The sequence below is a fragment of the Ruegeria sp. C2 genome, assembly GCF_056537765.1.
In genome coordinates this window covers 94,047-113,637 of record NZ_JBQFRZ010000005.1, presented here as the reverse complement: position 1 = coordinate 113,637, position 19,591 = coordinate 94,047, and the positions used below count along the sequence as shown (strand labels likewise).

Below are 19,591 nucleotides of genomic sequence, written 5' to 3'. Positions count from 1 at the left end.
GCGGGTCAGATACTTATGCGTCAGCCTGTTGTGCCTGAGCAGCAGCCTGACGGCGTGCCAGCTCATTGCGGTACAGCGCGACGAAATCGATATTGTCCAGATTGACCGGCGGATAGCCACCGTCGCGGGTGATGTCGCTGACGATGCGGCGCAGGAACGGGAACAGCATGCGCGGGCATTCGATCATCAGGAACGGGTGCAGCTGGTCCTCGGGCACGCCTTCCACGTGGAACAGACCGCAATAGTCGAGCTCACACAGGAACAGAACGTCTTCCATGCCTTTGGCTTTGGATGTCAGTTTCAGCTTGATTGAAACTTCAAACTGGTGATCTGCGGGGCGTTTCTTGGCGTCCAGGTTCACCTGAACTGAAATCTCGGGCTGTACATCGCCCGAAACGCCCTTCTGCGCCATCACGTTTTCGAATGACAGATCGCGAATGAACTGTCCCAGAACGCGCATCTGGATTTGCGGGGCGGCCTGGGCCGCTGTGTTTTCTGTGGCGTCTTCGTCGGCCATGGATCTACTCCGAAAATGAAATTCGCCACTGCTTAGCAAGTTGGGCGGGGTAGCTCAATGCTGGTGCGGCCCTTCCACCCATTTCGAGGGTTTTGAGGGCTCCTGACGTGGCCGAACCTCGGTAAACTCTCCGTCGATCACATCGTCCTGATCGAACGGGTTTGGCCCCGACCGGAACTGCGTGCCGGTACCCATCTGGAAATGTGTGATGGTGGCCTTGGACTTGAGATAACGGAACACCGCGACCCGGATGCCCGGAACAAGCAGAGCAAAACCAACGGCATCGGTGAAAAACCCCGGTGTCAACAGCAGCACGCCGGACAGCAGGATCATCGCCCCATGGGCCAGCGGCTCAGTCGGGTCGTCCAGTTCAGCAAAAGATCGCTGCAGATTAGCCAATGCCATGCGACCTTGTGTCCGCACCAGAACCGTGCCCAAAACGGCGGTCAGGACCACGATTGCAAGCGTCGGCCACAGTCCGATCAGGCCGCCAACCTGTATGAACAGGGCAATCTCGATGATCGGAACCAATAAAAAAGCCAAGAACAAGTACATTTGCGGTATCCTTTAGCATGTGTCGGGCTGTGGACTTGCCCCCAACTGTCACCTACATAGTGGCAGAGGGCTGCGTATACAAAGCCCGGGTTCTGAAATGAGGACGAAATGAACTCACCCCTGATCCAGCTTCTGGTGCTGGCCGGAATCGCCATTTTCCTGATCCTGCGCTTGAAAAGCGTTTTGGGAACGCGGGAAGGTTTTGAAAAACCACCCCTTCAGCAGCAGCCTGACACCAATGGCGCGCGCCGTGATTTCGAGGTGATCGAAGGCGGCCCGGATCATGACATTACCGACCATGTTGCGGAAGACAGCGAGCAGGCGCAAACCCTGGCCGCGATGAAGCGGGTCGAGCCCAGCTTTTCCGTCAGCGAATTCGTGCAGGGTGCACGTGGTGCCTATGAGATGATCGTGATGGGGTTCGAAAAGGGCAATCTGGACGAAATCCAGCCTTTCCTGTCCGAAGAGGTGTTTGACACCTTTGTTTCGGTGGTCGCTGACCGTGAAGACAAGGGTCTCACCATCGAAGCCGAGTTTATCGGCGTGCGTGAGACTACTTTGGCCGATGCGAAATTCGACAAGGATTCCAATCAGGCTGAAATTACCATGCGCTTTGTGGGTGAGCTGACCTCGGTCGTACGTGATCGCGGTGGCGACATCATCGAAGGCAATCCCAACACCGTCAAACGTCAAAAGGACAGCTGGACCTTTGCCCGCGTCATGGGCTCGGACGATCCGAACTGGCTGCTTGTCGCCACGGACGCATGATTGCAGCGCTCCGGTCGCTTTTTCTGGGGGTCGCCATGACCACTGCCAGCGCCGCCGGAGCCGAGGCGACGCGATCCATCCTGTCATTCGATGACCTCGATGGTTGGGCCGCCGACGATCACGGGGCGGCCCTTTCGGTTTTTCTGAACACTTGCGGCGATCTGGATGATCCAGATTGGCAGGCGCTGTGCGGCGTGGCGCAGACTTATGAACCAGAGGCAGCGCGCGCCTTCTTCGAGTTGTTCTTTCGCCCTGTTCTGGTGGAAGATGGCGATGATGCTCTGTTCACCGGATATTTCGAACCCGAACTGGACGGCTCGAAAACCCCGACCGACACATACCGCTATCCACTCTACCGAATGCCACCCGAGGCGCGCGGGGCAGGCCAATGGCTCAGCCGCCGTGACCTGCTGACCGGAGAGGTCATGCAAGGCCGCGGCCTTGAGATCGCGTGGGTCGATGACCCGGTTGAGCTGTTCTTTCTGCAAATTCAGGGCTCGGGCCGTATTCGCTTGCCCGATGGCGGTGCGATGCGGGTTGGGTATGGCGGCGCGAACGGGCATCCCTATCGCTCGATCGGGGCAGAACTGGTCCGGCGTGGCGCGTTGGGCGCGCATCAGGTGAGTGCGCAGATGATCCGGGCCTGGGTGCGCAAGAACCCCGAAGCCGGGGCTGAACTGCTGTTTCACAACCCCTCTTATGTGTTCTTCCGAGAGGTGACGCGGGTCGCGCCCGAGTTTGGTCCGCTGGGCGCAATGAACCGTTCGGTCACGACTATGCGCAGTATCGCGGCTGATCCGGCCTATACCCCGTTGGGCGCGCCGGTCTGGGTTGAGAAGGATGGTCGAAATCCATTGCGGCGGTTGATGATCGCGCAGGATACGGGATCGGCCATCAAAGGTGCCCAGCGGGCAGATATCTTCTTTGGCACCGGCGATGAGGCCGGTCAGGCTGCCGGACGTCTGAAGGATCCCGGCCGAATGGTGGTGTTGCTGCCGATCCAGCGGGCCTATGCGATGTTACCGGATGAATTCTGATGACACGGCGCAAACTCACCTCGGATGAGATCGAGCTGTGGCGCAAGGTTGCCAAACAGGCGGAGCGGTTGCACCCCGAACTGCCGCAAACCGTTCACCCCGTTACCCTGCCCAAACCCAAGCCAACCAAAACACCAAAAGCACGGATTGAGACGTTTGAACTGGGTCAGACGGCTGCTGCGAAACCCGCGCGACACAACCTGAAACCTTCGGTCACCGAAGGGCTGCGCGCCAGTCCCTTGCAGATGGATACCAAGGCGTTTGGCCGGATGAAGCGGGGTAAGCTGAAACCCGAAGGCAAGCTCGACCTGCACGGAATGCGGGTGGACACGGCCTATCCGGCATTGATCAGGTTCGTTCTGACCGCACAGGCGCAGGGAAAACGTCTGGTTCTGGTGGTTACGGGCAAGGGCAAGGACCGCGACGAACCCGGCCCGATCCCGACGCCGCGCGGGGTGCTGCGCAATCAGGTGCCGCAATGGTTGTCTCTGCCGCCGCTATCGCAGGCGGTGCTGCAGGTGACACCGGCCCATATCAGCCATGGCGGCGACGGGGCCTATTACGTGTATCTCAGGCGCGTGCGCTGAGTGACACGTCACGGCGCACTGATCTGCGCCTCACCTGTCTCGCTTAGCACGATCTCGGTCGCGCCGGTTGGGTTGCGGGCGCTTGCAGGCGCAATCACATCAAGCCCGCGCTGTTCGGTTCCAAACGTGTTACTGACGCGGCGGGCCGACCCTATGATGGCAAGCAAAGCCGGAGAGGTCGCTGCCACGAAATGCGAGGATTCCGCATCGCTGTTGAATGCTGTCGTATCGATGATGTTGATCTTGTAGTCAGACAGCGCCTCAGTGGAGCTGATGTTTCCCAGCCGTTCACCCTTGGTCGTGCCACGCAGCCTGGCTGAAATATTCAGCAGCTTGTCCTTTTGCGAAACCATTACGATGAACGGATCGGGCGGCGTTTTGATCGTATCCATTTGCGAGCGGAACAGGTCCACATCCAGATCGGGCGAGATCAGAACGACCCCTTCAAGATTTCGGTTGGACCAACCGGGTTCGCGCAACTCGGCCTGGCGCATCATTTCCATCGTCAACGCGGTTCCCATGGAATGTGCCACCAGAACCACGCGCCGGACACCAATAGATTTCAAATGGCGGACGGTTTGTTCCAGCCCGTCACGCGCGAACAGCATGCTGTCCAGATCATAGGCATAGCCATAACCTGTGGCTTGGCTCGGCCAGGAATAGACCATGGTTGCGCCCGGAATCTCCAGGTCGCGCCTTAGCTGAGCAGCACGAAACGCGGTTTCCGCCTGGGTCGTGTTGTAGCCGTGAATGAAGATCGACACTTCATCCATGCCGCGCAGGCGGGATCTCAGATCGGTTGGTCCCTGCAATTCTTCCACGCCCGCCATGACGAATTGCTTTTTCGGGTTTGGATTGGCGTAGGAAAAATCCAATGTCCCCGGCGTATGGTTTGGTGGGATCGAAACTGTCATTTCGAGAAATTGCAACGTCTCACCTCGTCGAAATCCGTAAGAGCCATCAGGCTCGCGCGCACGGGTTGTTGTCGCATAGATGGTTTCCGGCGTGCCGACGCTTAGCGCCGAGGGCACGGTTTCAGATATCGTGCGGTCGACACATGCGGTCAGCGTCACCGCCATTGATGCAATCAAGATATAACGAAGCACGATAACAGCCCTTGGGATTCCTCCCCCAAAGCTAACGGATTCCCGCCCTGCGTCCAGCGCCACAGGGCAGCAATAGCGGCGAAAACCGGCCTGTCCGTGTTACAGAACGTAACGGCTGAGATCGGTTGATTTGGTCAACTCGCCCAGATTGTCCTCAACGAACTGCGCATTCACCGTGATCTCGGCCCCGGCCTGATCGGGTGCGTTGAACGAGAGCTCCTCGAACACGCGCTCCATCACAGTATAAAGGCGCCGTGCACCGATATTCTCGACGCTTTGGTTGACGTCTGCCGCGATGCGGGCCAGAGCGGCGATGCCGTTTTCGGTAAAGCTGACGGTGACCTCTTCAGTGCCCATCAGGGCGGTGTATTGACGGGTCAGGGCGTTGTCCGTCTCGGTCAGGATGCGCACGAAATCCTCTTCGGTCAGTGCGCGCAGTTCGACGCGGATCGGCAGGCGGCCCTGCAGTTCCGGCAACAGGTCCGACGGCTTGGCGATGTGGAAGGCGCCTGAGGCGATGAACAGGATGTGGTCGGTTTTCACCGGGCCATGTTTGGTGCTGACGGTGGTCCCCTCGATCAGAGGCAGCAGGTCGCGCTGCACCCCTTCCCGGCTGACATCGCCGCCGCGCGCGTCCGAACGGGCGCAAACCTTGTCGATCTCGTCCAGGAAGACGATGCCGTTCTGTTCCACCGACTCCAGCGCCACGCGGCTGACGGTTTCATCATCCAGCAACTTGTCAGCCTCTTCCCCGATCAGCGCATCATAGCTTTCTGCAACGGTCATGCGTTTCTTGACGGTACGCCCGCCGAACGCCTTGCCAAAAATATCACCCAGATTCATCATGCCCATCTGGCCTCCGGGCTGGCCGGGAATGTCGAACATCGGCATCGGGTTGGAAGTATCCGACAGTTCCAGCTCGATCACAGTATCGTCCAGCTCTCCTGCTTTCAGTTTCTTGCGGAACATATCGCGCGTCCCTTCACGGGCGTCTTCGCCAGCAATTGCAGCGATCACGCGATCTTCGGCAGCCTGATGGGCGCGCGCTTTGACGTCTTCACGCATGTATTCTCGGGTCTGGATGATCGCCGCATCGGCCAAATCGCGCACGATCTGCTCCACATCACGGCCCACGTAACCAACCTCGGTAAACTTGGTGGCCTCGACCTTGATGAAGGGCGCGCGGGCAAGTTTGGCCAGACGGCGGCTGATCTCGGTCTTGCCCACGCCGGTGGGTCCGATCATCAGAATATTCTTTGGATAAACTTCATCGCGGATGTCATCCGCCAGCTGCTTGCGCCGCCAGCGATTGCGCAGTGCCACGGCCACGGCGCGTTTTGCGTCTTTCTGCCCGATGATAAAGCGGTCCAGTTCCGAGACGATCTCGCGCGGGGTCAGGTCGGTCATGTCAATTCTATCCGTCTGTTTCGCAGCGGAACCTAATCATGCGGCGCGAAAACACAAGCCGATCACGAAAAACTCACGCACCGCATATGGAAATTCATGGTGACGATTTCTCACTGGATGACGACTCCGATTTATGCGCGGCCTTAGCAAGGAGGGCACCTATACCTCTGACTCGCCGTTAGGTAACCAAGCCGCACTCTGATACACTCGCCCCAAGGCATTGGAACCGGGGGCGTTTTTATGACCAAAATTGCCAAGATCACCTTGTTGTTCGTGGTGTTTGTCGACCTGATCGGGCAGGGATTGGTCTTTCCAATTATCAACTCTCTGATCATGGAGACGAAATCCGGTTTTCTGCCGGAAGGCACGCCCGAAGGCCGGCGGCATTTCTACTACGGCCTAGTGATCGGTTGTTTCTTCCTGTCCTGGTTTCTGGGTGTTGTCTATGTCTCAAAAGTCTCGGACTCGATCGGACGCAAGAATGCCCTTCTGGTCTGTCTGGGCGGTGCGCTTGCCGGATACGCCATCACCATTGCCGCACTGTTCATGAACAGCCTGCTGTTGCTGATCATCGGGCGTTCGATCACGGGGTTCACTGCAGGAAACCAGCCAATCGCGCAGGCGGCGATGATTGACGGCAGCACCGATGCGGCCGACCGGGACCGCAACATGGGTTACATTGTGACCGGCGTCAGCTTTGGCCTTGTTGGCGGCCCGATTATCGGAGCGGTTCTGTCAGACGCCGCCCTTCTGGGCAGCTATGCCACCCTGAAAACACCGTTCTACGGCGCTTTCGTTCTGGTGCTGGTCGCCATCTTCCTTGTGACGACCTTCTTCAAGGATACCCGCACTGAACGCGAACCTTTCGTATTCCGCCCGCGCGATATCACCGACAGTCTTATTGCCGTGCGCGGTCATCCGATGGTTCTGAAAATCCTGCCGGTTTACTCGTTCTTCATGATCGCCAACGTGACATTCTATGTCTTTGTCGACAATTTCCTGACCAGCGCCTTTGGTTACGGCGTGATCGGAGGCAGCATGGCCATGGTTGTCATCGGCTTTGCGTTGGCGTTTTCAAGCACCTTCCTTGTCAAACCCGCGCAGGAACGATTCAGCAAGCATTCGATCATCCATACATCGCTGATCGTGATGATCATTTGTGGCATCGCTTTTGCCTTCAGCCCCAATGGGGTCTTCAGCTATGTGCCGGTCTTCCTCTTCTATTTCCTGTTTGGTGTCGCCTACCCGACCATGCTGGGCCTGTTCTCCTCCAGCGTCAGCGAGGCGGATCAAGGCTGGGTCATGGGTGTGACCACCGCAGTCTTCTGTCTGGCGGGCGGTGTAATGTCTCTGATCGGGGGCGGATTGATGAGCATCGATATCCGCGTGCCCTACTACATCGTAGTTGTCGCCGCGATCTGTGGGCTGATCGGCATGCACCGGCGCTGGAAAGGCAAAGAGATCAAGGCGCTCTTAGCCTGAGATCGTCTCGACCGTCAGATTGCCATTGGTATAGACGCAGATATCAGCGGCAATCGCCATCGCTTCGCGCGCGACCTGTTCGGCCTCTTTGTCGCTGCCCATCATTGCGCGCGCCGCGGCCAGGGCAAAGTTTCCACCCGATCCGATGGCGGCCACGTTATGCTCGGGCTCAAGCACGTCCCCTGCCCCGGTAATCACCAGCAGGTCCTTTCCGTCGGTGACGATCAGCATCGCTTCAAGCTTTTGCAGATACTTGTCGGTGCGCCAGTCCTTGGCCAGCTCGACCGAAGCGCGGGCCAGTTGGCCGGGCGTCGCTTCCAGCTTGGCCTCCAGCCGTTCCAGTAGGGTAAACGCGTCAGCGGTCGATCCGGCAAACCCGGCGACAACTTCAAACCCACCCGGCGACAGGCGGCGTACCTTGCGGGCGGTGCCCTTTATCACGGTCTGGCCCAGGCTGACCTGCCCGTCCCCGGCAATGACAACCTGCCCGCCTTTCTTGACGCCAATAATGGTCGTGCCGTGCCATCCGGGAAAATCGCTGTCTGCCATGGAAGCCTCCGTTTTCTCTGGCGTTCTATATGGGCCGCACGCGTCGGCGGCGCAACCGTTCTTAAACCGCTCAAAAGATATGCAATAGGCGCAAACCGGGACTGTTGAGTCAGCATTTGTGAGACTCAGTTGCCCGAGTTACATCAGCCTCACAACCGACAACGGGTCGGCTGTTTCTGTTATAAGGAATACGCACATGGCTAACGCAATCGCAAAAACCCATGCGCCGCTCGGAGCAGTCACCATCCTGCACGCAGTGGACGCAATCTTCCATCGCCTTGAAGACGTTGTCGAATGGCACCAATCGCGCAAGACGCGCAAGGAATTGTCACGCCTGACTAACGCTCAGCTGGAAGATATCGGTCTGAGCCGCGGCGACATCGCTAAGTTCTGATCTGGCTTCAAACGGAAGCAAAAGACAAGCCGCTCGACCGAGCGGCTTTTTCTTTGTCATCTCAGTACGTATTTTCCCGCCTGCGACGGTACAAAGGCCTCGATCGCGGCGGTTGCAACCACGTGGCGGGTGCCCGCTGCGTCATCCACCACATCCTGCCCGCCCGGAACCGCAAGCACTTCGGCGCGCCCCCTTGGCAGGTCCGCGGCGACAAGAGCGCAATCCACCTTGTCTGGGCGCTGGACGCCGATTGTCACCTTCACACGCATTTCATTGTGATCGATTCCCAGAGTCGAGAATAATGTGATTGAAGAATGGTGCAGCGCATCCTGCACCGCGCGCCGGGCCGCCTTGGTATAATCCTGACCATACAGGTCGTTCCCCATACCCATTTCCAGAATGATGCGCTGTTCTTTCATCACGCGCCCTCCATATCGAACGAGACCGCAAGGGCAGCGTTGGCAATGACTGTGCGTCCCACACCGTCCGGCTTGTCGATATCCAGGCCGCCTTTGGTGACAGAGATATTTGGCGTCCCATAAGGGAATATAGCCTCAAGCTTGCCGATCTCGACCTGTTCAGGCTGCTGCACTCCGATCTCGACATCGATGATCATGGCTTCTTTTGGAAACCCAAACAGATCTGCCATGTTGATCGAGTTGTGCCACAGCGCATCCTTGATCGCACGCAGCGCCGCCTCGGTATAGTCGATACGCCGCAGTGATGTGCCCATCCCGAATTCCACAAGCACCCGTGTCTTGGCCATCCGTCTTTCTCCGATATCTCAACAAAAAAGGCGCCCGATTACAGGCGCCTTTCATCGTATACTGATCACATCGGATCAGATCGATTCATCAATCCAGCTTTGCAGCGCGGCCTTGGGTGCGGCGCCAGCGCGGTTTGATACAACCTGACCGTCCTTGAAGATAAACAGCGCCGGAATGCCACGCACGCCCATGGCGGCGGCTGAGTTCGGGTTGCTGTCCACATCAACCTTGGCGATCTTCACCTTGCCGCCGTATTCAGTGGCCAGCTCTTCCAGAGCGGGGCCAATCTGCTTACAGGGTCCGCACCATTCGGCCCAGAAATCCACCACAACGGGGATGTCAGAGTTCTTGACTTCGGCGTCAAAGGTATCGTCGGTAACGGCAACGGTCGACATATTCTGTCTCCTGAATGGGGAATGCTTGGGCACAGAACCTAGGTGCCGTATTGAGGGAGGTCAAGATATCGAGTGGTGTGCCAGAGCATCTGTCACAAGATCGTGTGGCAACCACATAAGCTGCGCGCTGCGGGTCCAGAGGATCGCAGTCCGGATCCGGCGATCAGGGTAAATCTGCGCCAGCGCATGAGCATAGGCCCCCATCTGGCGCAACAGCCCGTCCGGACAGGTGCCAGCGCTGTCTGGAACAGTGGCATTTGATTTGAAATCAATCGCATGGATTTCGGTATCAGAGATAATCAATCGGTCGATGACGCCATGCATGCGGGTGCCATTCAGATCAGCAGAGATCGGAACCTCGGCCAGCGCTTCGGGCGCGAAAACCGCTTTCAGATGATCCGCAGCCAGTACCGTTCCTGCCTCTCGAAACAGCTCTTGTCGATCCGCCTCGTGCATATCGGGTAATAACTGGGCGCAAAGCTGTGGCCATTGGCCGCTGTCAACGGTGGGCAATTGTTCGAGCAGCAGATGCAGGTGCGTGCCACGCAGTTTGGCGGCCTCTTCATCCTGTCCCGCATCGCCGGACAGCGCCTTTGCGCCGCCTAGATCGGAAGGGCTGAGTGTTTCCGCAGGCGCGGGCGGCTCCTTTGCCATGTTGTAGAACATCTCGGGAAGGGTTTGGTCCGCAGGCATCTCGGTACGATGCTCAGTCAAAGGCAACGCTTCCCAATCGCCATGCGCCAGTCGTTGCGTCTGCGTTCCGGGTAGCTGCGTTGCGCCGGCACGGGCCATCGCGGCCTCAACCATCTGATACCAGCTGGTGCCGTCCTTGCCGACATCCCCCGCTGCAGCCACGATCAACCACTTTTCTGCCCGTGTTAGAGCCACATATAGCAGGCGAAGCCGTTCATTTTCCTCTCGTTGACGGGCCTCTTCCCGCGCCGTTGCGACAAGGGCGGGTGATGCATCGGACGGTACTTTCCACAGTGGTGTCTCGCCGGCCATCATGATCTCGGCATCGCGCGGAGGCTGCCGTTTGCCCGTATCCGGCAGGATCACGATCGGTGCTTCCAGCCCTTTTGAGCCATGCACGGTCATCACCCGGATTATGTTGCCGACACCGCTCATCTGTCGTTTGATCTCAAGATCATCGGTCTGCATCCAGACCAGGAACCCGGTCAGGCTGGGGATATCCGTACGTTCATAGGCCAGTGCTTGTGACAGCAACGCATTGATCCCATCCTCAGCCTCGGCCCCTAACCGACCGAGCAGCTTCCTTCGTCCGTCATGCCGGGTCAGAATCCGTTCGATCAGATCATAGGGGCGCAGAAAGTCGGTCTGCCCGCGCAGGTCGTTCAGGATGGCGAGTGTCTCGGGGAATTCTTCGGCCCGCTTGCGCAGTGCGGCCCACAGGAACCCCTCGTCCCGTCTGTGCGCCAGATCGAACAATTGCTGTTCCGACCAACCGAACAGAGGTGATTTCAGCACGGTCGCCAGCGACAGGCTATCTTCGGGCGTGGCCAGAAAACTCAGCAGCGCGGCGAGGTCCTTGACCGCGAGTTCGGCACCGACTTTGAGACGGTCAGCGCCTGCGATGGGCAGATCAGCCGCTTTGCAGGCGCGAATGATTTCGGCAAACAGGTCCGAGCGGCGCTGAACCAGAATGAGGAAATCCCCTGGCTGCACCTTGCGGCGTACAAAATTGCCGGGTGTGTCGCCATCTTCCGGAATGGTCTCTTCGTTGTCGATCAAGTCTTTAATCGACTTTGCCACCTGCTCGGCCAGAACCACAGTATGGTGTCGCGCGCCGGGTCGATCTACGGGGTCGGTCCAGTCGCCTTCCTCGTCTTCTTCGACCTTTTCAACCACGGGCCACAGGTCGACGCGACCCGGAAGATCACCCTTGAACGCGCGGTGCAGCGCGTCTTTGTGAAACCCGGCCTCTGCGCTGTTTTCGAACAGAATATCCACCAATCCGAGGATCGCGCTGGACGATCGGAACGAATACTCCAACGTCGAATCCCACAGTTTAGAGCCTGATTCTTGCAGTTTTCTCCCAAACTCGGCCTGCATCTGATCGAAAGCCTGTGGATCGGCACCCTGGAAGGAGTAGATTGACTGTTTCTTATCCCCAACGACGAAGATCGTACGTTCAATCCCGGAGCGGGCCCCCTCCCCGCTGGTGAATTCCTGCGCCAGTTTTTCGATCACGTCCCACTGATCCGGGCTGGTATCTTGCGCCTCGTCCACAAGAATGTGGTCGATGCCACCGTCGAGGCGGTACAGAACCCATTCCGCCACCGTCGGGTCGTTCAGAACCTGCCGTGCGCGCAGGATCAGGTCGTCGAAATCAAGCCAGCCGCGCAGCTGTTTGCGCCGCTCGTATTCCGGTAGGAAGGCCGCGGCAAAGCGGTGTAAAACAAGGGTTTTCTGCGCTGCAACCAGCGCCAACCGTTGTTCTCGCGCAGCTTCGACGCGCAGCATCAGCGCTTCCAGCTGTGGCATACGATCCGCCAGCACGCCTTCGCGCAGCGCTTTGGTAGGAAAACTGTTGATCTTGGCAGAGAACGGCTCCTTTGCGCCTTTGCCGGTCAGCAGCACGTTTTCCAGCAGCGGCAAGTGGCTAAGCCGCGCGTCGGAGAACGCGGCCAGTTTGTCAGCAGCCTTTGCGTTGTTACCGCCGCTTTCGGTCAGCGCGGGCAGCATGGATTGGATCAGCTCAACCTCACCACCCAGACAAACCCGGCCCAGCAGTGCATTTTCGTCAAAACCTGCGGGCAGCTCAAACAGTTGCAGCACATCATCCCACTGCAATGATTGTGCAAAGTGGCTACGTTTCTGCGTGACAGCGGCAGTCAGCTTTTCGAAGCCAGCATCGGTGACGAACCGGGCGACATCTTCGATCAAAGCAGCCCGCTGACCCTCGGCAAAGTCCTCGACAATCTCTTCGCGCAGCAAGGCAGCGGCGCGGTCCTCCATCTCGGCAAATTGCGGGCTGACCCCGGCCTCAAGCGGAAACCGCCGCAAGAGCGAGGCGCAGAATGAGTGGATGGTCTGGATCTTCAATCCGCCCGGTGTCTCGATGGCGCGGGCGAACAGGGTCCGTGCTTGCGCCAGACGGTCAGGATCAATCGCGCCTGTCACGCCGAGTTCGACCAACTCGCCCTCAAGGTCGCTGTTGCCCAGCATCGCCCACTTACCCAGCCGCTTGAACAACCGGTTCTGCATCTCGCTGGCGGCGGCCTTGGTGTAGGTCAGGCACAGAATATGCTGCGGCTGCACCCCATCCAATAACAACCGCGCCACCCGGTCGGTCAGAACCCGTGTCTTGCCCGAACCCGCATTTGCAGCAAGCCAGGTCGATGCATCCGGGCGCGCGGCCTGCGCCTGCCGTTCGGTGGCGTCGTTGCGCGGGCTCAAATCAGGTCCTCCGGACAGGTGTCGGCTGAACGATCCCATTCGCCGAACCGGGCCAGATGATCATAGTCACCGATATCCGTATCCTTGTGCAGCATTCGGCGAGAGGTGAAGCCCTGATCAGGCTCTAAATAAGCGGAAATGAGCTGTTTGAGTTCGGCCAGAACCTTGTCTGCCGGCTCTTTCGTCAGCGGAGCATCCACCTCTTTATACGCGCCACCCATGCCAATAAAGACTGCCTGGGCCACGGGCAGCGGATCGAATCCTTCGATCCCGCCCTGCTCGGCAATCGCGGCTTCGATCAGGAGTTGTTTGTCGAACTTGGCCTGCTGGCTTTCGGACGGAGGCACGCCGGTCTTGTAGTCGATGATTCGCATCGCGCCGCGGCTGTTCAGGTCGATCCGGTCAGCGCGGCCCGAGATGGTGAAGTCCAACGGCGCAAGCGCCAGTTTCATCATCACTTCAAAGGCCACAGGCCCACCATCACCGCGACGCGAGCTTTCGGCGGCCAGAAAACTGTCGGTGATCCGTTCAAGCCGCGCGAGCCAGAGTTTTCGCGCCGTGGGCCAGGCGACGTGGTTGTCCAGCAGCGCTTCGGCGCGTTTCAGGAAGTTTTCGTGGGTCAGCAGGGCCGGGTCCAACACGCTGTCACGTACGAACTGCTCCAGTACCTCGTGAATCACGATCCCTCGCAGCAAGGCGTCGGGCGCGCGGACCAGAGGGTCCAACGGTTTCAGGCGCAAAACGTGGCGGGCATAGATCGCATAAGGATCGCGGATCAGGCGCTTGATCTCGGTGACGCTCAGGCGTCGGGGCCGGGATGCCACGGGGGGCCGGGGCGAGGGCCGGTGCGCCGCGTCGATCCGGGGGGCATGTTCCAGCGCCTCAGCCCAGCCGAGCAACTTGGCCCCTCGTGCACGCATCGCGGCAAGGGCATCGGTGCCGCCTTGGTCCGGCAGGCCTTGCAACAGGTTCGTCAGACGGTTGAGCCATCGCGACGGGACGGTTTCCGCATCATCCGAACGGGTGGAGCGGGACAGGACCACTTCGGTTGCTCCCACCGCCTGTTGAAAGTCGTGGGCCGACAAACCGATACGGCGTTCGGGCAGCAGCAATCCCGCAGCATTGCGCATCTGCCGGTTCAACCAGGGATCAGGCGCAGGGGCTTCGGGCCAACTCCCCTCATTGAGGCCACCAAGGATCAGCAGATCGGCGCCCTGAACCCGTGCCTCAAGGGTGCCCCAGATCATCAGATGCGGATGGGGCGCATCGCGATCACGCACCTCTTCGCCTGCCAGCAATGCACCCAGCAGATCCGCAAAATCATGCGCCGTCATCGCGGCGCCATGTTGCGCCTCAGAGTCCAATGTGGCCATCACCGCCAGCGCTTTTTGACCGGCGTTTTTGTCCCAAAGCGTGCCGGTCTCACCATTTGATCCGGCTGAGATCGCCTCGGCCAACTCGCGCAAATGGACAACCCAATCGGTCAGTGGGCGCTCTGCTGGGCTGTATTGGTCGCAGAAAGACTTGATCACCCAGCGGACCCAATCTTCGGGCGCTTCTGTACGGATGGCAAAGGCGGTCAGGCTGGCGCTGTCGGGAAAAGGCGGGCCGTGGCGGCGCAGGTCGAGCTCCAGATCGCGGGTACGCAGCAGATGCGCGCCGCGATCGGCCCCATCATGGCAGAGCGGATGTTTGAGCAGGGTCAGCAGTGCCTCGGCATCCAGTCGGCGGGCAAACAGGCCCGCCACGTGGCGCAGGAGCCGCCCCGGAGGCGACAATTGCAGCGGCAGGCCCGCGCTATCATCAGGCAGGATGTTCCAGCGATCCAGCGCGGCGCTGACCTGACGGGTCAGCATCCGATCAGGCGTGATCAGGGCGGCGGTCTGGCCGGTCTCGGCGGCTTGGCGCAGACGCAGGGCTATCGCCAATGCTTCGGCCCGGGGCGAAGTGGCCTCGATCAGCGTCACGTCCTTGGTTGCGCCCTGCAGATCGGTCAGGTTTGGACCTTCTGACATCCACGCATCGGTGACCGGGGCAGGGCGTAAGGCAAGCGAAATCAGCTTGTTACGTGCGGGCGAGGGGGGCTGTTCCTCTGTCCAGGGGTGAATCTGATCGGGTGTCAGATCAAGTTCGTGCATCAGCTTGCGAAAGCGGTATTGCGGATGATCTTCCGAGGTCAGAGCGTCATCGAGATTGCGCCAAACCTGCCTTGGCTGGTCGAAATCATAGCCGGGCAGCACCAGCGCCCCTTGTGGCAGGCGTGCGATGGCTTGCATCAGCATCATTGTTGTGCCGCGCGATCCGGTAGAGCCGGCAAGGAAGATCGGATGGCTTGGAGGGGCCTCTTGCCAACGTGTGATCAGTGTCTCGACCACGCGCCGTTGCCGCGCCTGCGGGTCCATAGCGCCATCGCCTGCGTGCATGAAATGATCCGCGATACCGATGAAGGCCTGCGCGCGCGCCCAGTGGCCGGACATATCGCTGACATCCAGATTGCGGATCGCGTCGGGAGGAACGCCTTCGCCCTGCATCTCGTCAATCAGCGCTGCCAGACTGTCGGACAAATCGAACAATGACGACCGCGCCGCCAGATCGGGCTGCTGATCCAGCAGCTTGGCGATCAGCTGGGTCAGTTCCAGCCGACGCCGCAGCGGTGGAATTGCGGGCGGCACCTGCGCCAGATCGGCGCCTTCGCCCAGATCGGTGACCAGAGACAGCTTTGGCAACAGGCAAGGTGGCCCCTGATCGAACAGCTCTCGCACGCGTCGCGCCATGCGGCGCGTGTTGACTACCAGCTGAACCCGCCCCAGCGCCTCGGGCGGGCGTGTTTCGAACCGTTTGCGCAGCCCGTCGACCAGCACACGGGGGAAGTCTGCACCCGGCGGGACGGCAAAGACCCGCGGCTGGAGGCTGGGCTCAAACATCGGCGATCAGACCTTCGGCAAGTGCGATCCCTTCGGGCCGACCAACGTCGCACCAGCGACCGGGGTAGGACAACGCGAACAGGCGGCGGTCCTCCAGCATCCGATCCCACAGGAGATTCAACGAGAACACATCCTCGGCAACATCGTGCAGGCCTTCGGTTTTAAGAATTTGCGCTCCGCCATAGACCAGACCAGCGCCGCGGGTGATCCGACCGGTGTTGTCTTGCGTGAAATCGCCTGACCCTGAATGCCCAAGTGTTTGGTCTGTCGGGATGCACATAAGCAGCGCATCCATCTGGTCGGGGTCCCACCGCTCTTGCAGCATTTGCAACGGGTTGGGCCCGGCCCAGATCGCATCACTGTTGAGTGTGAACACCGGATCCGGCCCAAGCATTGGCAAAGCGGCCTTTAACCCACCTCCGGTTTCCAGAATCTTTGGTGCTTCGTGTGACAGCAATACCCCTTTTAGGTCCAGATGCCTTGTCAACTGATCCGCGTGATAATGCGTATTGGCCACGACCCGCAGAGGCTGCAGCGGAGTGACCAGGTCCAGCGCGTGGTCGATCAGAGGCCGCCCGGCCACCTCAATCAGCGGTTTGGGACGGTTCTTGGTCAGCGCACCCATACGCGTGCCGAAACCGGCGGCAAACAACATTGCAGCCTTTGGTGCACGGGTCATCGCGACCTCAGCTTTGCAAGATTTTCAGGGCTGGGCGGGGGCAGGGCATCGCGCAGCAGATCGGCCACCGAAACAAGCGCCGGATGTTCCAGATCGCGCATCAGATGGGCCCAAGCGGCAGGGATCAGATCGACATAATGCGGCTTGCCATAATCTGTCGCCAGCCGTGCAAACCCACCCAGGATGCGCAGGTTCCGCTGCGCACCCAACACTGCATAGGCGGTGCGAAAATCGTGACCGTCGACACCAGTCGCCGAGATATAGCGGTCGATCATCCGCATCTCGATCCCGGCGGGTACGTTGCGGCGCACGTCCTGCAGCAGGGACATCAGATCATAGGCGGGATGACCCAGCATCGCGCTTTGAAAGTCCAGCAGGCCGACACGCGCGATCCCCTCGCGTTCGGGCAGCCAGATCAGGTTTTCGGCGTGATAGTCGCGTTGTACCACCACCCGCGCGCCGCCGGTTTCCCGGTGCAGGATATCGGCAAAGCGCAACTCGAACCGCGTGCGCGTCTCGGTATCATGCGCGCCAAGAACGCCTTGCGCGTATTTGGTGAAAGACAATGCCGAAAATTCGGTCATCAGGGCGGGGTCGTAGCTGTCCAGTGACAGTGTCGGCCCCGCATGCAGATGCACCAGAACGTCCGTTGCCGCATCATAAAGCGTCCGCTCTTGCGATGGGTCGTCATCAAGCACGCGGGCAAACAGCGCATCGCCCAGATCTTCGAGCAACAGGAACCCGTATTCGGTATCTTCGGCGTAGATCTCCGGTGCGCTCAGGCCAAGCGATCGCAGGTAGTTTGCCATGCGCACAAAGGATTCAACATCTTCACCCTTGTCAGGCGGGGCATCCATCAACACGGCGGTCTGCCCTGTTGTGGGATCGGTTAAGCGTTCGTATCTGCGGTTCGACGCATCCCCGGCCAGAGGTGCTTGTTGCGCACCGCGCCATTTTGTTTGTGCAATCAGCGCTTCGGCCAGAATCGCTCGGTTCGTCATGGGGTCTTCTCCAGCCTGGACGTCCACTTCGGGCTGGTCCAGCTCAGTTCCAGATGCCGTAGGTCCTGATCGTCCGGGTCAGTTGAGAAGCGGATCAACAGCGCCGAATGCGGTTTCAGCGTGTCCAGTTTCTCGGGCCATTCGATCAGGCAAATGCTGGTTTCGAAGGCGTCAACCAGGCCCAGCTCTTCGATCTCTTCGACCGATGAAAGGCGATAGAGATCCGAGTGCCAGACCTCACCAACCTTCGTGTCATAGACCTGTACGAGCGTGAAAGTGGGCGAAGGGACATCTTCGGGTACGGCAAGAACGGATTGTATCAAAGCTCTTGCGAAATGAGTTTTGCCGCTGCCGATTGCCCCATCCAGCAGAATGGTATCACCCGGCCGAAGTGCACCCGCCAAATTGGCGGCGAGCGAGGCTGTTTCTTCGGGGGATTTCATGGTCAGAGTCAACGGCGCAGTCATGGCGCCACAATGAACCTGCGCCCGGTCGGCTGCAACCCGGTTCAGGCACTGATTTTCTGTGGCGCAGCGCGGCTTTCCAACGCGTCCAGGGTAGCGAAACGAACGATTGTTGCACCGTTCTGCATCGGGTTGATTGTGCAGGTCAGTTTGGCCCCGGTCTTCAGGGTCAGATCAGCCGACCATTCGGCACGATTCTCGCGGATGTTCACGAAATCCCGAATCTCACCCAGAACTGGCGTTGCGGTGCAATGATCCTGCCATTGGCGCGTCACTTCCAGCACTGTCGCGCAGTCCAGTCCGGCCTCTTCTACCTCGCCCCAAAGCATGTGGTAGGCAAGATTTGTGAATGCCAGTGTTCCGTCATCCGCAAAGACTGCGATGGCATCGGCAAGCTTGTCGAGGATTGACTGCATCAAGTCCATCTCGGACCGGAAACGCCGGGTCAGAGTGATTTCGGCCGTGATGTCTTCGAACAGAAAGGCAACGGCGCCGTCCGGATGTGGACGGCCGCTGACTGAATACACCGACCCAGAGGGCAGCGACCATGTCTCTTGGTAATTGCCGTCTTCTGCGGCCTCGATCAGGTCGTTCATCTGCCGACGCCAGCTGCGGTAGTTCTTGGGCTCTGGCATCATGTGCTGATCTCGCAACCGGTCAAAGAAGCTGGACAAGCCCGGTCGACAACTGAGGAAGTCTGGCGGCAGCGTAGTCAGATCGATCAGCGCAGGATTGAACAAGGCCAACTGCCGGTTCCGGTCAAAGATTGCCAGTCCGATTGACAGCTGGGCGAAGGTCTTGGTCATGGTCTGAACGAATTTGCGTTGGGCAGTTTCAGCTTCGACAATCGCATTGATATCAACCGCATAGCACAGCTGCCCCTCATCGCGGATCACGCGGGTGAGGTCGAACCAGAGCCGGGCATTGCTGTCTTTCACCGCAACAGAAACGCGGGATTTCCGGCCCAGCTGAGCATCGTCCGTAGGGGCGGGAACCAGAGGTTCGGTCAAATCCGCATCGGGGCCGCCAACCTTGCGCACCAGCGCGACATAGGCAGCATTACACCAGCTGACCCGATTGGAGGCATCCAGCAGCCAGACCGGATAGGGCGCCTGATCCATGGCCAGTCGGATCGGGTCATTTACATCCCGACGCTGAGTATGTGTCTGCCCGGTCAGGTCTCGCAGTTCGACGCGAATTATACCTTCGATCCATTCGCACTGCACCTCGCGGTCTACGGTGCAATCAATAGCGGATACCACCAGGGTACGGTTGGCGCGCACCGTGTCGGGGGTTTCGGGAAAGGCGGGGAAATCGCGCTGCAGCAAGCGTTTGAGATCGGCCCAGGAGTTGACCGTTTCAAAGCCGTTCAGGGCGATGTCGGAATGGCTGATCAATCGGGTGCCGTCGAACAGAAACACGGTGTCAGAGCACAATCCGTAGTCGTCGCGCCGTGGTGTCGGGCGTGGCGATAGCCAACGAATGGCAAAGCCTGCAGAAACCAGACTGATCGCAGCCAATATGATCCAGTCGGCCATG

Annotated in this window: 19 protein-coding genes; 5 read left to right on the top strand and 14 right to left on the bottom strand. The window is 59.4% G+C overall.

What is annotated here, in order from left to right; translation table 11 throughout:
- Positions 1-13: 13 nt before the first annotated feature.
- Together secB and ACR0IV_RS15715 are read right to left on the bottom strand one after the other, a co-directional pair.
- Positions 14-517, bottom strand: a complete 504-nt coding sequence (gene secB / locus ACR0IV_RS15720) for a protein-export chaperone SecB (RefSeq protein ID WP_480471325.1) — start codon at positions 515-517, stop codon at positions 14-16.
- A 54-nt stretch (positions 518-571) separates the two neighbouring features.
- Positions 572-1,072 (bottom strand): FxsA family protein, encoded by a 501-nt coding sequence (locus ACR0IV_RS15715; protein WP_480660122.1) that lies wholly within the window; start codon positions 1,070-1,072, stop codon positions 572-574.
- Between the two features lie 108 nt (positions 1,073-1,180).
- On the opposite strand from ACR0IV_RS15715, the gene ACR0IV_RS15710 reads away from it, so the two are divergent.
- Genes ACR0IV_RS15710 through ACR0IV_RS15700 form a run of 3 tightly spaced genes read left to right on the top strand, consistent with a single transcriptional unit; the run spans position 1,181 to position 3,464 of the window.
- Positions 1,181-1,840, top strand: a complete 660-nt coding sequence (locus tag ACR0IV_RS15710; RefSeq protein ID WP_480471323.1) for a Tim44/TimA family putative adaptor protein — start codon at positions 1,181-1,183, stop codon at positions 1,838-1,840.
- A complete protein-coding gene (gene mltA / locus ACR0IV_RS15705) occupies positions 1,837-2,877 on the top strand; it encodes a murein transglycosylase A (protein ID WP_480660121.1) in 1,041 nt (346 codons plus the stop codon). Before ACR0IV_RS15710 ends, mltA begins: the two co-directional genes overlap by 4 nt.
- Complete coding sequence (locus tag ACR0IV_RS15700; protein ID WP_480660120.1) at positions 2,877-3,464, top strand: Smr/MutS family protein; 588 nt, start codon at positions 2,877-2,879, stop codon at positions 3,462-3,464. The genes mltA and ACR0IV_RS15700 overlap by 1 nt, the downstream gene beginning before the upstream one ends.
- 8 nt (positions 3,465-3,472) lie before the next feature.
- Here ACR0IV_RS15700 and ACR0IV_RS15695 read toward each other — a convergent pair whose 3' ends face one another.
- Positions 3,473-4,570, bottom strand: a complete 1,098-nt coding sequence (locus ACR0IV_RS15695; RefSeq protein ID WP_480660119.1) for an alpha/beta hydrolase — start codon at positions 4,568-4,570, stop codon at positions 3,473-3,475.
- 99 nt (positions 4,571-4,669) lie between these two features.
- On the bottom strand, positions 4,670-5,977 hold the full coding sequence (gene hslU, locus ACR0IV_RS15690; RefSeq protein WP_480471319.1) for an ATP-dependent protease ATPase subunit HslU: 1,308 nt from the start codon (positions 5,975-5,977) through the stop codon (positions 4,670-4,672).
- 240 nt (positions 5,978-6,217) lie between these two features.
- Here hslU and ACR0IV_RS15685 point away from each other — a divergent pair, with 240 nt between their 5' ends.
- The gene (locus ACR0IV_RS15685; protein ID WP_480660118.1) at positions 6,218-7,459 is read left to right on the top strand and encodes an MFS transporter; all 1,242 of its coding nucleotides are present in this window, start codon (positions 6,218-6,220) and stop codon (positions 7,457-7,459) included.
- On the opposite strand, the gene hslV is transcribed toward ACR0IV_RS15685, so the two are convergent.
- The gene (gene hslV / locus ACR0IV_RS15680; protein ID WP_480660117.1) at positions 7,451-8,008 is read right to left on the bottom strand and encodes an ATP-dependent protease subunit HslV; all 558 of its coding nucleotides are present in this window, start codon (positions 8,006-8,008) and stop codon (positions 7,451-7,453) included. The genes ACR0IV_RS15685 and hslV overlap by 9 nt on opposite strands.
- Positions 8,009-8,204: 196 nt before the next feature.
- On the opposite strand from hslV, the gene ACR0IV_RS15675 reads away from it, so the two are divergent.
- On the top strand, positions 8,205-8,402 hold the full coding sequence (locus ACR0IV_RS15675; RefSeq protein ID WP_480660116.1) for a DUF1127 domain-containing protein: 198 nt from the start codon (positions 8,205-8,207) through the stop codon (positions 8,400-8,402).
- 56 nt (positions 8,403-8,458) lie between these two features.
- Here the strand turns inward: ACR0IV_RS15675 and ACR0IV_RS15670 are convergent, their stop codons facing one another.
- The 9 genes from ACR0IV_RS15670 to ACR0IV_RS15630 form a co-directional block, all read right to left on the bottom strand.
- Positions 8,459-8,821 carry a Lin0512 family protein gene (locus ACR0IV_RS15670; protein ID WP_480660115.1) on the bottom strand — a complete coding sequence of 121 codons (363 nt, stop codon included), beginning with the start codon at positions 8,819-8,821 and terminating at the stop codon, positions 8,459-8,461.
- On the bottom strand, positions 8,821-9,168 hold the full coding sequence (locus ACR0IV_RS15665; RefSeq protein WP_480471314.1) for a Lin0512 family protein: 348 nt from the start codon (positions 9,166-9,168) through the stop codon (positions 8,821-8,823). Before ACR0IV_RS15665 ends, ACR0IV_RS15670 begins: the two co-directional genes overlap by 1 nt.
- A gap of 75 nt (positions 9,169-9,243) precedes the next feature.
- Positions 9,244-9,564 carry a thioredoxin gene (gene trxA, locus ACR0IV_RS15660; RefSeq protein ID WP_480471313.1) on the bottom strand — a complete coding sequence of 107 codons (321 nt, stop codon included), beginning with the start codon at positions 9,562-9,564 and terminating at the stop codon, positions 9,244-9,246.
- A gap of 60 nt (positions 9,565-9,624) precedes the next feature.
- Complete coding sequence (gene addA / locus ACR0IV_RS15655; protein WP_480660114.1) at positions 9,625-12,984, bottom strand: double-strand break repair helicase AddA; 3,360 nt, start codon at positions 12,982-12,984, stop codon at positions 9,625-9,627.
- The gene (gene addB, locus ACR0IV_RS15650) at positions 12,981-15,908 is read right to left on the bottom strand and encodes a double-strand break repair protein AddB (RefSeq protein WP_480660113.1); all 2,928 of its coding nucleotides are present in this window, start codon (positions 15,906-15,908) and stop codon (positions 12,981-12,983) included. The genes addA and addB overlap by 4 nt, the downstream gene beginning before the upstream one ends.
- The gene (locus tag ACR0IV_RS15645) at positions 15,901-16,587 is read right to left on the bottom strand and encodes a nucleotidyltransferase family protein (protein WP_480660112.1); all 687 of its coding nucleotides are present in this window, start codon (positions 16,585-16,587) and stop codon (positions 15,901-15,903) included. Before ACR0IV_RS15645 ends, addB begins: the two co-directional genes overlap by 8 nt.
- The gene (locus tag ACR0IV_RS15640; protein WP_480660111.1) at positions 16,584-17,588 is read right to left on the bottom strand and encodes an aminoglycoside phosphotransferase family protein; all 1,005 of its coding nucleotides are present in this window, start codon (positions 17,586-17,588) and stop codon (positions 16,584-16,586) included. Before ACR0IV_RS15640 ends, ACR0IV_RS15645 begins: the two co-directional genes overlap by 4 nt.
- Positions 17,585-18,055, bottom strand: coding sequence for a tRNA (adenosine(37)-N6)-threonylcarbamoyltransferase complex ATPase subunit type 1 TsaE (gene tsaE, locus ACR0IV_RS15635; RefSeq protein WP_480471308.1), 471 nt, complete (start codon positions 18,053-18,055; stop codon positions 17,585-17,587). Before tsaE ends, ACR0IV_RS15640 begins: the two co-directional genes overlap by 4 nt.
- A gap of 41 nt (positions 18,056-18,096) precedes the next feature.
- Positions 18,097-19,590: a PAS-domain containing protein gene (locus tag ACR0IV_RS15630; RefSeq protein ID WP_480660110.1), complete on the bottom strand. Its 1,494-nt coding sequence runs from the start codon at positions 19,588-19,590 to the stop codon at positions 18,097-18,099.
- Position 19,591: the final 1 nt, after the last annotated feature.